Here is a 10,764-nt window from a genome sequence, read left to right as displayed (position 1 = left end):
GCCGCTTGCGCCCATGCCCGGGGCGCGCAGCAGGCCGGCCCGTCATGGCAGCCATGTTCAAGGTGTCGAAGTCTTGGCAATGAGTGCCTTGGCATTCACATTTACCGCAATACTCAGCGGCCCATCCAGTTCGGCCTCCCTGGCAACGGGCAGGCGCCAGACGCGCATGCGTGCCGCCAGGACATAACCAAACAGCCCCTTGCTGATGACAAACTCCTTGCCCGTCGGGTTCGTCAACGTCATCGCACCGATCTGTGCATGGAAATTGCCGCTGTTCTTGACGCGCAACATCCACTCGCCCTGTTCGCGGAAAACTTGCCAGTCGAGCACTTCCTTGCCCGGCGCCCCGGTCGGCAGCACGAACACGGGCACCGAATAGCGCAGGCGGATATCGACGCCGCTGCGGCCCGCCTCATCTTCGCGGCTGACTTCATCGATGAGCACGCGATACGTCTTTTCCTGCGCGACAGGGCCAGCCTGGGCACGCACGAGACGGATGGTCTGCCGGCTGTTGGCGGCGATTTCGACGATCGGCGGACTGGCCACCAGCTCCTGCGTCGGCGCCAGCGTTTCCTCGCCATCGCGCTGATCCCAGGCGAATACCCGCACTTGCCCGTAGATGGGCTGGTCACCGAGGTTTTGCAGGGTGAGGCCGGCCGCATTCTGCGCCGCGCGCAAATTGAGCGTCACCGGCGAAATCTGCAGACTGGCGCCGTGCACGCTCGCGGCGCAGCAGGCCAGCAGCGCCAGCACGCCTTTCATCAGGAAAACAACACGGGCCTTCACGCGGCGCCTGGCTTAAAAGTAGACGGTGGCCGTGATGGTCGACTTGTAGGTGTCGGGCGCCGGTGTCGCCTGCGGCGGAATATTGCCGTACACCGTGATCGGCTGCGAGGAGCCGTTGCCCGTGCCGCCGACGGTATTCGTGCCCTGGGTATCGCCCCACAAGGTGCTGCCGGCCGTCTGGTACAGATTGAATTGCACCGTCCCCAGGTTGCCGCCCGTGCCGCTCAGGTAGCGCGTCGTGCCGGTCGAGCCGGTGCCCGTTCCCGCCGTCAGGCCCACGTTATACAGCGTGGTATTGGTGCAGGTGACATTCACGGTCGTATTGACGTTCACGGCAGTAGCCAGTACACCCTGACTTTGGCCAAAGTCGAGATTGGCCGCCGCGATGGTGCAATTGGCGATGATTTTCAGGGTGACGTCGAAGGTGGTATTGGCGCTGCCATTCAGATACACGGCTGCGTCGGCGCCGCGCGGCAGGAGCGCCGTGGCGGCAATAGCCACGCTGGCGGCGACGATAAGACGGGGGAAAATAACTCGCAACATGATACCTCCTGATGATGGAACATCATTAATGAGCCCGCCAATTTGAGGGGCATCGAGGATAGTCACGGTATTGCCGGCGTTTTCTTGGGCACGCAAACCAGGACGACAAAATACAGGTGCCGGGAGTCGGGAACCCGGGGACTCCGGCACTTTTTGCTGCATTGGCAAAACAGATTTTTTGGCAATCGACATTGCTTAAAATCAATGCACGAATGAATTATTGGCGATCTGGGAAATCCGCGCTTCTTCTGGCGGAGAAACATCTTTTGAAACACGAGAAAAGCAGAAAAAAAAGAAAAAGCGAGGCATAATAAGCCACAACTTGCTATTTGGTTAAGTCATCCATGCCATGCCATTGACCAGCGAAACCATCAAAAAGAACATCTTGATCGTGGACGATTCCGCGTTCGAGCAGCGCATGCTGATGGAGCTGCTCAGCGAGCAACCCTACCGTTTCAGCATCGCGTTCAACGGCTACCAGGGCTACCAGCTGGCACTGGCCACGCATCCCGACCTGATCCTGCTCGATGTGCGCATGCCCGAGATGGATGGCTACACGGCGTGCCGTTTGCTCAAGGCCAATCCCGAAACGGAACAGATACCCGTGATCTTCCTCAGCGGCGCCGATGCCGCCAAGGAACGCATCATGGGCTTGCAGGTGGGGGGCGTGGACTATATTTCGAAGCCGTTCACGCCGGAAGAACTGGCCGCGCGCATCCATATCCACCTGGGTTTGATGCGTAAAAGCAACAGTACCCTGCCGGCGACGGCACCGATCAGCGACAAGCTGCAGCATCCCGACCTGGTCTTCGTTAATGCCGTCAAGCAACTTATTCTCGACAACCTGGGCAGCCTGCCGAACCTGTCCGAAATCGCCCGCAGCGTCGGCACTTACCGCGAAAAGCTGACCCTGATGTTCCGCGAGCAGACGGGCATGACGGTCTTCGCCTTCATCCGCGAAGCACGCATTGCCCGCGGCGTGGAATTGCTGCAGCAGACGGACATCGACGTGCAGGATATCGCCCTGCTGATCGGCTTTCACAACGCGGGCAACTTCGCCACCGCCTTTCGCGAACGCATGGGCGTTCCCCCCAGCGCCTACCGCCAGCGCCTGCAGGAGCAGACGGGCCAGCGGCAGGCGGCGGGCGGCTAGAACTTGTAGTTCAGCTTGAGTGCCGCAACGCGTCCGCGCGGGTCGGCCTGGGTAAAGTCAAAGCCGGTGGAGGCATAGTCCCAGGGCGCGCGCTTGTTGGCCAGGTTTTGCACGATGAAGGTGACGTTCGCCTGTGGCGTCAACTGCCAGCTGCTGGTCGCGTCAAAGGTGCTGAAGGCGGCCACCGATTCATCGAGGTGCGTCTCCTGCGCATAGCTGCCCACATAGTTCCAGGTCAGGGTCGACGACCATTTCCCCTGTTCCCAGGTGGCCGACGTGACGCCGCGCCACTTCGGAATGGAACCGAAGTGATTGGTGCCGGCGCCATTGGTGAGCGGCGCGCCATCGGACAGCGGCTCGGCAAAGCGCAGCACGCGGCTCAGCTGGCCTGCCAGGGTCAGCTTGCCCCAGTCCTTGCCGACGAAGCGCTGGCGCAGGTCGATATCGATGCCCGACACTTCGCGCTGGCCCTGGTTGCGGAACTGGCGGTACAGGGTCGTGATGCGTCCATCGGCACCGCGCGTGATCTGTTGCGGCGCAGTATTTTCGTTCTCGAGGATGGTGGTGGCGCTGGCCGTGCCGATCACGCCATCCTGCTTGATGCGGTAGTAGTCGAGGCCGATGCTCGAGCTGCTGGTGGGCGACACCACCACGCCCAGGTTCAGGTTTTTCGAGCGCTCGGGGCGCAGGTTCGGATTGGCGATCGTCATCACCGTCACGCCGCGCGCCTGCGTCGGCGTCAGGGGATCGCGGGCATCGATCACGCTGGTATAGCTGACGGCCGTGCTGTCGGTGATTTCCGGCAGCGACGGCGCGCGGAAGGCGCGTGAAACGGTGCCGCGCAGCAACAACCATGGCGCCGCCTGGTAGCGCGCGCTGGCTTTCGGCGAAAATGCATTGCCGAAGTCGCTGTAATGGTCGGCGCGGCCGGCCACGTTGACGGACAGATCCTTCACGACGGGCACGTTGAATTCGGCGAACAGGGCCGACACATTGCGCGAGCCGTTGATGATATTGAGCGCGGGGCGCAGTTCCGTGCCCGACAGCACGGCCGTCGAAGTTTGCGAATCCATCTTTTCGCGGCGCCATTGAGCGCCGGCGGCAAAGCCCAGCGGGCCCGCGGGCAAGTCCCAGATATCCTTGGCCGCCGAGAAATCGAGCGTGTCGAGCGTCGATTCGGCCGGGCGCAGGGTCGACAGGCGCAGGCGGTTGCGCACCGCTTCGCTGTTTTGCGATTGATCAAAGAAATTGTAGCTGCCTTCGGCCAGCACTTTCTGGAATTCGTAGCGGTTGACGAAGTTCTGCACCGTTTCCTCCAGCTTGCTGCTGGAATGGGCCACGGCCGTATCCCAGTCCCAGCCCGCCCAGGTGCCCTTGGCGCCGGCCAGCGCGCGGTAGAAGGTGACGCGGTCCTGCTTCAGGCGCGGCCCCAGGTCGAACAGGGTGGCCGTGAAGGGCAAGGGCGTCGTGCCAGGATTGTTCGGATGGCCCACGGGCAGCACCACGGGGATGGTATCGAGCAGCTTGGTACTGTTGTTCCACACGCGCGTGGCGTTATTCACGCTCAACGGCGCGCTGAAAGTCTGGTCGGCGCGCGAATAGCTGTGCAGCAAGTCGACATAGGCTTCCGTGTCCGCGTTCAACTTGAGGGTGCCGCGCAGCGACGAGTGGACGCGCTGAATGCCCGGGATCAGCGTTTTATACGGCGCCGGATTGTAGGCCAGCACCTGGCCGCTGCGATCGGGATTGATAGCGTTGTACGGCACCAGTTGCAGCGGGCCGCGCACGCCGCCCAGGGTCTGCGTGGGATCGTTGCCCGCGTAATTCGTGACCGCCCAGCCCAGACTGCCGCGCTGCTGCTGGCGGTAATCGGCATCGCGCAGCCATGCCACGTCGCTTTGCTGCAGCTTGTCGCGCTGCTGCGCGTCGACCGAAAAGACCACGCTGTAGCCATCTTCCTCGAGCTTGCCGAAACCCGTTTGCAGCGCCGCGCTCTTTTCATGCTGGCCCGTGCCTTGCGTCGAGCCGCCCCATTGCGCCGTGATGTCCGTGCCCGTGAATTCCTTGTACAGGATGATGTTGACCACGCCGGCCACGGCGTCGGAGCCGTACACGGACGAGGCGCCATCCTTGAGCACCTCGATGCGCTGCACGGCCGCCATCGGCAGGCTGTTCAGGTCGACGAAGGTCTGCTGCAAGTCCTGCGCCGTGGCGTAGCTGGCCACGCGGCGGCCATTCACCAGGATCAGGGTGTTTTGCTGGCCGATGCCGCGCAGCGACAGGCCCGAGGTGCCGGCCGAGAAACTGCCCGTATATTGTTCGTTGTAGCTGTTGCCGCTGTTGGCGGAGATGGCGCGCAGCACGTCCGACACGCTGGTCTTGCCGCCGGCTTTCAATTCCTTGGCCGTGATGACCTGCACGGCGCTGGCGCCCTCCTTTTCGCTGACGCGGATATTCGATCCGGTGACATTCACGCGCAGCATGTCGTCCTCGGCATGGGCAAGGGTGGTGACAGCGGGAAAGGCGGCGGCGATGGCAAGACTGATGGCGAGTGGTTTGAACATGGTTTCCTCTTATTGGGATTGCAGCCTTTTTCCGATAAAAAAGGCCGAGCAGGGGCACGCGGACCGGGTGGGCCAGCGGGCAAACGACAACGAAATGGATGGAGTGACTTAGGGGATGCGTGGACGGGCACGCATCGGCATCCACTGCGCCATGCATTGCATGGTCAGCTGATGACAAGTAGCGTAAAAACTGGCAGAAGGGGTAGAACGCAACATAAAAGACACCGGTAAGCGGGGAAAGGCCACTATATCCCGGTGTCTTTATCGCGTGAACGAATTAAAAATTGATTGTATATACGATTTGAATCTAAGGACTTGTCGTTTGACAACATTCAGGCATCGGCATGCGCCACTGGCGCCTGCGCCGCGCGGCGCGCCTGCACACCCCACCAGTACCAGGAAATCACGGCATTGACCCAGTAAGCCGCATACAGCACGGCCGTCAGGTGCAGGCCGCGGCTGTAGTACAGCGGCACGGCCACGGTGTTGACCAGCAGCCAGAAAGCCCAGGTTTCGATGCGCCGGCTCATCAGCAGGAATTGCGCGATGATGCTAAATACCAACACTGCTGAATCGATGAACGGCGCGTAGGCATTCGTAAAGCGGTGCAGCAGCATGCCGTAGATCACCACGGAGGCGATGCCGGCCGGCACCACCCACGCCAGGCTGCGCCAGCCCGTGCGCGTGATCGGCAACGGCTTGCCGCCGGCGCCACGCCGCCATTGCAGCCAGCCGATGACGCAGGTGACGATGAAAAACAGTTGCAGCATCACGTCGGCGTACAGGTTGACCTGGAAAAACAGCACGGCAAACAGCACGCAGCCGACCATGCCGATCCACCAGGAATGAATATTATTGCGTCCGGCCAGGATGATGGAGGCAGTCATCAGTACATTGGCGGCGATCTCGAGCGGGGCAGTCAAGCGGTCTTCCTTTGCGGGGCAGTGGTGGCACCGCGCCACTATAGCCGATTACACTGCACGGTGTTCTCCGGGCCGGAGGCGATTTCCATGGGGGAAAGCGGCAAAAACCGCGCAAACATCGAGGAAATGCGAACCAGGCCCGCCTTCCGCAGCCTCAGCCCTTGACTTCCGCGGCCATTCTGGCAAATTGAATATCAAGTTGAAACTCCGGGAAACCTCCACATGCGCATGCGCCATCTCCTGTTTGCGGCAATGCTCGGCATAACTGCCCTGCCCGCCGTGGCTTGCCGCATGACGATGGCGCTGGAACAGTGGCCGCCATATATCTACCGCGATGCCCGGGGCCGCTTTACGGGCCTGGATCTGGAATTGCTGCAAGCCATTTTCAAGGAAGCCCGGTGCACCCTGGTTACCTTGCCGGAACTGCCCACCGCGCGGCGCCAGCTGCTGTTCCAGAAAGGGGGGCTGGACCTGATGCTGGCCGCGTCCGAGACGCCGGAACGCCATTCCTATGCGCGCTTTTCCCTCTCGTATCGCGACGAAGCCGTGGGTATCTTCAGCAAATCCGGCGCGCCCGCCAGCCACCGCCAGATCGCCAGTTTCGCGCAGCTCATGCGCGGCAACTCGACCTTGCTGGCGCCCAAGGTGGGCTGGTATGGCGCGCAGTACGCGGCGGCCCGGCCGGCGCTGGAAAAGGCCGGCCGCCTGAATGCGTTCGGCGGCTTCCAGCAAGGCGTGCGCATGCTCGATGCGGGCCGCGCCGACCTGCTGCTTGGCGACGTGCTGGCCGTGCGCCACGAAGCGCGCCTGCAGGGCGTTGCCTTGAACACCCTGCCCTTCCTCATCCTGCGCGCCCCCGTGCACCTGATGCTCAATGCGCGCACGACCAGCGCCGACGACCTGGCGCGCCTGAACGCCGCCATCACGCGCCTGGAACAGCGCGGCGTGCTGGCGGCGATACGCAGCAGCTACGAAGCGCCGTAGCCGCGGTCAGACCTGGCTGGCCGCTTCGAGGATTTCCAGCTTCGTTTCACGGCCATTCTTTTGCACGCCCTGCGCCTTGTCGTAGCTTTCGATCAGCGCGCGGTACGGCGGCACGATGTGGTCCGTCATGATGGCGGCAAATTCCATCGCGTCGGCGCGGTTCCAGGTGCTCATCACTTCAGCCAGCACGGCATACGTGTCGATCGGCACGGCGCCCGCCTGCGTCACGCGCGCCATGGTGATGTCGGTGGCCATCTTCGACCAGTTGCCCGAGGCGTCGATGATGGCAAACACCTTGTAGCCGGCCGCCAGCGCGCTGATGGTGGGGAAGGCCATGCACACGCTGGTGAGCGTGCCGGCGATCAGCAGGGTCTTGCGGCCAGTCTTTTCGATGGCTTCGACCCAGGCCGGATTGTCCCAGGCATTGATCTGGCCCGTGCGCGGGATGTAGACGGCTTCCGGGTTGAAATGGTGGATTTCCGGGATCAGGGGGCCGTTCGGACCGTCAGGCACGGAAGCGGTGGTAAACGTCGGCATGTTGGCCAGGCGCGACAGCTTGGCCAGCGCCGTGACGTGGCCGCGCAGCACGTGCTGCTCGATGTCGCGCACCAGCTGGAACAAGCCGCTCTGGTGGTCGATCAGCAGCATGACGGCGTCGTCGGGATCGATCATCGGTGGCAAACCTTGGAAGTTGGCGGGGGTGCTCATGGTGGTCTCCTCAAAAAACCATGCCGCGGGATGTGGCATGGGTACTGCACAAATTACTTCTCAATGCGGGCGAAGCGGCCGCTGTTGAAATCCTCGAACGCCTGCACGATTTCCGCTTCGCTGTTCATGACGAAGGGCCCGTGGCCGACGATGGGCTCGTCGATCGGCTCGCCGCTCAGCAGCAGCACCACGGCGTCGCTGTTCGCTTCGATGCTGATGCTGTCGCCATCGCGCCCGAACAGCGCCATCTGCGCTTCGCGCACCACGCTCTCGCCGTTGACCAGCAGCGTGCCGTGCAGGACGATCAGCGCCGTGCTCCAGCCTGGCGTGACGGGCAGCTCCGTCAGCTTGCCCTGGGCCAGGCGCAGGTCCCACACCTGCATCGGCGAAAACGTGCGGGCCGGGCCATGCTGACCATCGAAGTCGCCGGCGATCACGCGCACGGAACCGGCATCGTCCGGCAGCGCCACGACGGGAATCGTGTCGCTGGTGATGGCCTGGTAGCCGGGCGCCGTCATCTTGTTTTTCGCCGGCAGGTTCACCCACAGCTGCACCATTTCCAGGGTGCCGCCCGACTGCGTGAAGGCAGGCGAGTGAAATTCTTCATGCAGGATGCCGGCGCCGGCCGTCATCCATTGCACGTCACCGGGGCCGATCACGCCGCCCTGGCCCGTCGAATCGCGGTGCGCCACTTCGCCCTTGTAGACGATGGTCACCGTTTCAAAGCCGCGGTGCGGGTGCGAGCCGACGCCGGGCGGACGGGTGCCGGGCGCAAACTCGGCTGGACCGGCATAGTCGAGCAGCAGGAATGGGCTCAGCTGCTTGCCATGGCCGTTATATGAAAACATCGAGCGCACGGGGAAACCGTCGCCGACCCAGTGCTGGCGGGGTGCGCTGTAAATACCTGTGACTGTGTTCATCTCGATCTCCTGTTGGGGTTTGCATTACGATGGAGACAGAATACGCTTGCAACGATGAAGGCGGTAGACGGTAAAATAGGCCATCAGCGTTCTAAAAATAGAACGATCAAGGAGGCGGCATGCAGGACCTGAATGACTTGTATTACTTTGTGCAGGTGGTCGACCATGGCGGCTTCGCGCCGGCCGGACGCGCGCTGGGCCTGCCGAAATCCAAGCTGAGCCGGCGCATCGCGCTGCTCGAAGAGCGCCTCGGCGCGCGCCTGCTGCAGCGCACGACGCGGCATTTTTCCGTCACCGACGTGGGCCAGACGTTTTATGAACATTGCAAGGCCATGCTGGTGGAAGCGGAGGCGGCGCAGGAAGCGATCGAACTGACGCGGGCCGCGCCGCGCGGCACGGTGCGCCTGTCCTGCCCCATCGCCCTGCTGCATTCCCTGGTCGCGCCCATGCTGGCCGGCTTCATGCGCGAGCATCCGCAGGTCACGCTGCTGCTGGAAGCGAACAACCGCCGCGTCGACCTGGTGGCCGAAGGCATCGACGTGGCCATCCGCGTGCGCCCGCCGCCGCTGCCCGACAGCGACCTGGTGCTGCGCGTGCTGGCAGAGCGCAGCCAGTGCATGGTGGGCAGTCCGCTGCTGTTTGCCGGCGCCCCCGTGCCGCAGGCGCCAGCCGACCTGGCCGACTGGCCCAGCCTGGCCCTGGGCATGCCGCAACAGCACTACCAGTGGGATTTGCATGGCCCGGACGGCGCGCGCGCCCAGCTGCGCCACGTGCCGCGCTTCGTCACGGGCGACATGCTGACCCTGCGCGACGCGGCCGTGGCCGGCGTCGGCGTGGTGCAGCTGCCGACCATGATGATCACCGAGCAGGTCGCCGATGGCAGCCTGCTGCCGCTGATGGAGCAGTGGCGGCCGCAGCGCGAAATCATCCACGCCGTCTTCCCGTCGCGGCGCGGCCTGCTGCCGGCCGTGCGCGCGCTGCTCGACTACCTGGCGCACGGCTTCGCCGCACTGGAGGAAGAGTGAGGGTTTTCAGGTACGATGGCGTACCCTCCCATCGCCTGGATGCCGCATGCGTTTATTGATCCTGTCGGACCTGCACCATGAGCTGTGGCGCGACGAAGCGCCGCAGGGCGACCTTGCGCTCAGCTGCCCCGATGCCGTCATCCTGGCCGGCGACATCGACACGGGCGCCCGCGCCGTCGCCTGGGCCGCCAGCACATTCGCGGGCCTGCCGGTGCTGTACGTGCACGGCAACCACGAAGGCTATGGCCACCACCTCGACAAGGTGCGCCAGGAGCTGCGCAGCGCCTGCGCCGCCACGGATAACGTGCACTTCCTCGACTGCGGCACGCACGTCATCGCCGACCAGGCAGGCAACGCCGTGCGCTTCCTGGGCGCCACCCTGTGGACGGATTTCCGCCTGCTGGGCGACGATACGCGCCAGGCGGCCATGCGCGACGCGGAAGCCGTCATGAACGATTACAAGCGCATCCGCCTGGCCAGCATGGGCTTTCGCAAGCTGCGCGCGGCCGACACGGCCATGTTCCACGCGCAGCACAAAGCCTGGCTGGCGCGCGAACTGGCGCAGCCTTTCAACGGCAGCACCGTGGTCATCAGCCACATGGCGCCGTCGCTGCTCTCGGTCGACGATGCCTACGCCAGCGAAGGGTGCTCGCCCGCCTATGCCTCGCGCCTCGACGAGCTGGCCACGCAGGCGAACCTGTGGGTGCATGGCCACATCCACGCTTCGCGCGACTACCGCATCGGCCAGTGCCGCGTCGTAGCTAACCCCTGCGGCTACAAGACGCGCGGCGGCGCGCCGCAAAATCCCGCTTTTGATCCGAACTACGTCGTCGAGCTGCCGGCCCGCTAATCGTCAGCTTTGAGGCGGCCCGCCAGCCATTGCTGCAGGCGGTGCTTGCCGGCCCGGCGCGCCGCGCGCGGCGACGCTTCCGACTGGTGCGCGCCGGCCCCGCCGCGCAGCCTGGCGGCGGCCACCAGCGGATTGCGCGGCTTGGACGTGGCTTTCACTTTGATTTTCATGGTATTTCCTTTCAATCCGGTCGTCCAAAACAAAAAACCCCGGCGAGTTTCCTCACCGGGGTTTGAAGGACACCGGCTCGGGATCGGCAATGCTGCCGATGGCCCCGAGCGTCATGCGCGGGGCTAGTGGTCGTACAA

Annotated in this window: 11 protein-coding genes; 4 read left to right on the top strand and 7 right to left on the bottom strand. The window is 63.7% G+C overall.

Annotated features, from left to right (window positions below):
- Positions 1-57: 57 nt before the first annotated feature.
- The gene (locus BZG29_RS03860; RefSeq protein WP_253192774.1) at positions 58-786 is read right to left on the bottom strand and encodes a fimbria/pilus periplasmic chaperone; all 729 of its coding nucleotides are present in this window, start codon (positions 784-786) and stop codon (positions 58-60) included.
- 12 nt (positions 787-798) lie between these two features.
- On the bottom strand, positions 799-1,329 hold the full coding sequence (locus BZG29_RS03855; protein WP_077399020.1) for a spore coat U domain-containing protein: 531 nt from the start codon (positions 1,327-1,329) through the stop codon (positions 799-801).
- Between the two features lie 349 nt (positions 1,330-1,678).
- Here BZG29_RS03855 and BZG29_RS03850 point away from each other — a divergent pair, with 349 nt between their 5' ends.
- On the top strand, positions 1,679-2,482 hold the full coding sequence (locus tag BZG29_RS03850; protein WP_077399019.1) for a response regulator: 804 nt from the start codon (positions 1,679-1,681) through the stop codon (positions 2,480-2,482).
- On the opposite strand, the gene BZG29_RS03845 is transcribed toward BZG29_RS03850, so the two are convergent.
- Complete coding sequence (locus BZG29_RS03845; RefSeq protein WP_171984935.1) at positions 2,479-5,046, bottom strand: TonB-dependent receptor; 2,568 nt, start codon at positions 5,044-5,046, stop codon at positions 2,479-2,481. The genes BZG29_RS03850 and BZG29_RS03845 overlap by 4 nt on opposite strands.
- A 332-nt stretch (positions 5,047-5,378) precedes the next feature.
- Positions 5,379-5,969, bottom strand: coding sequence for a nicotinamide riboside transporter PnuC (pnuC, locus tag BZG29_RS03840; RefSeq protein WP_077399017.1), 591 nt, complete (start codon positions 5,967-5,969; stop codon positions 5,379-5,381).
- A 252-nt stretch (positions 5,970-6,221) separates the two neighbouring features.
- Between pnuC and BZG29_RS03835 the strand changes: the two genes are divergently transcribed.
- Positions 6,222-6,953 (top strand): transporter substrate-binding domain-containing protein, encoded by a 732-nt coding sequence (locus BZG29_RS03835; RefSeq protein ID WP_253192773.1) that lies wholly within the window; start codon positions 6,222-6,224, stop codon positions 6,951-6,953.
- A 6-nt stretch (positions 6,954-6,959) separates the two neighbouring features.
- Here BZG29_RS03835 and BZG29_RS03830 read toward each other — a convergent pair whose 3' ends face one another.
- Positions 6,960-7,661, bottom strand: coding sequence for an isochorismatase family protein (locus BZG29_RS03830; RefSeq protein ID WP_216350347.1), 702 nt, complete (start codon positions 7,659-7,661; stop codon positions 6,960-6,962).
- 53 nt (positions 7,662-7,714) lie between these two features.
- Positions 7,715-8,581: a pirin family protein gene (locus tag BZG29_RS03825; RefSeq protein ID WP_077399013.1), complete on the bottom strand. Its 867-nt coding sequence runs from the start codon at positions 8,579-8,581 to the stop codon at positions 7,715-7,717.
- A 119-nt stretch (positions 8,582-8,700) separates the two neighbouring features.
- Here BZG29_RS03825 and BZG29_RS03820 point away from each other — a divergent pair, with 119 nt between their 5' ends.
- Positions 8,701-9,606 (top strand): LysR family transcriptional regulator, encoded by a 906-nt coding sequence (locus tag BZG29_RS03820; protein WP_077399011.1) that lies wholly within the window; start codon positions 8,701-8,703, stop codon positions 9,604-9,606.
- A gap of 46 nt (positions 9,607-9,652) precedes the next feature.
- Entirely contained in the window at positions 9,653-10,456 is an 804-nt protein-coding gene (locus tag BZG29_RS03815) for a metallophosphoesterase family protein (protein WP_077399009.1), read from the top strand.
- Here the strand turns inward: BZG29_RS03815 and BZG29_RS28050 are convergent.
- Positions 10,453-10,626 (bottom strand): hypothetical protein, encoded by a 174-nt coding sequence (locus BZG29_RS28050; RefSeq protein ID WP_171984934.1) that lies wholly within the window; start codon positions 10,624-10,626, stop codon positions 10,453-10,455. The two genes, BZG29_RS03815 and BZG29_RS28050, sit on opposite strands and share 4 nt — an antisense overlap.
- Positions 10,627-10,764 lie beyond the last annotated feature (138 nt).

This window comes from Janthinobacterium sp. LM6 (assembly GCF_002002885.1).
Classification (GTDB): Bacteria; Pseudomonadota; Gammaproteobacteria; order Burkholderiales; family Burkholderiaceae_D; genus Janthinobacterium; species Janthinobacterium kumbetense.
The sequence above is the reverse complement of the archived record's forward strand: the minus strand, read 5'-3'. Positions and strand labels throughout refer to the sequence as shown.

Bases quoted from the DNA above. Each gene is read 5' to 3' on its own strand.
- BZG29_RS03830 (WP_216350347.1), bottom strand. From the start codon at position 7,661: ATGAGCACCCCCGCCAACTTCCAAGGTTTGCCACCGATGATCGATCCC.
- BZG29_RS03850 (WP_077399019.1), top strand. From the start codon at position 1,679: ATGCCATTGACCAGCGAAACCATCAAAAAGAACATCTTGATCGTGGAC.
- BZG29_RS03820 (WP_077399011.1), top strand. From the start codon at position 8,701: ATGCAGGACCTGAATGACTTGTATTACTTTGTGCAGGTGGTCGACCAT.
- BZG29_RS28050 (WP_171984934.1), bottom strand. From the start codon at position 10,626: ATGAAAATCAAAGTGAAAGCCACGTCCAAGCCGCGCAATCCGCTGGTG.
- BZG29_RS03815 (WP_077399009.1), top strand. From the start codon at position 9,653: ATGCGTTTATTGATCCTGTCGGACCTGCACCATGAGCTGTGGCGCGAC.
- BZG29_RS03845 (WP_171984935.1), bottom strand. From the start codon at position 5,046: ATGTTCAAACCACTCGCCATCAGTCTTGCCATCGCCGCCGCCTTTCCC.
- BZG29_RS03835 (WP_253192773.1), top strand. From the start codon at position 6,222: ATGCTCGGCATAACTGCCCTGCCCGCCGTGGCTTGCCGCATGACGATG.
- BZG29_RS03825 (WP_077399013.1), bottom strand. From the start codon at position 8,581: ATGAACACAGTCACAGGTATTTACAGCGCACCCCGCCAGCACTGGGTC.
- BZG29_RS03855 (WP_077399020.1), bottom strand. From the start codon at position 1,329: ATGTTGCGAGTTATTTTCCCCCGTCTTATCGTCGCCGCCAGCGTGGCT.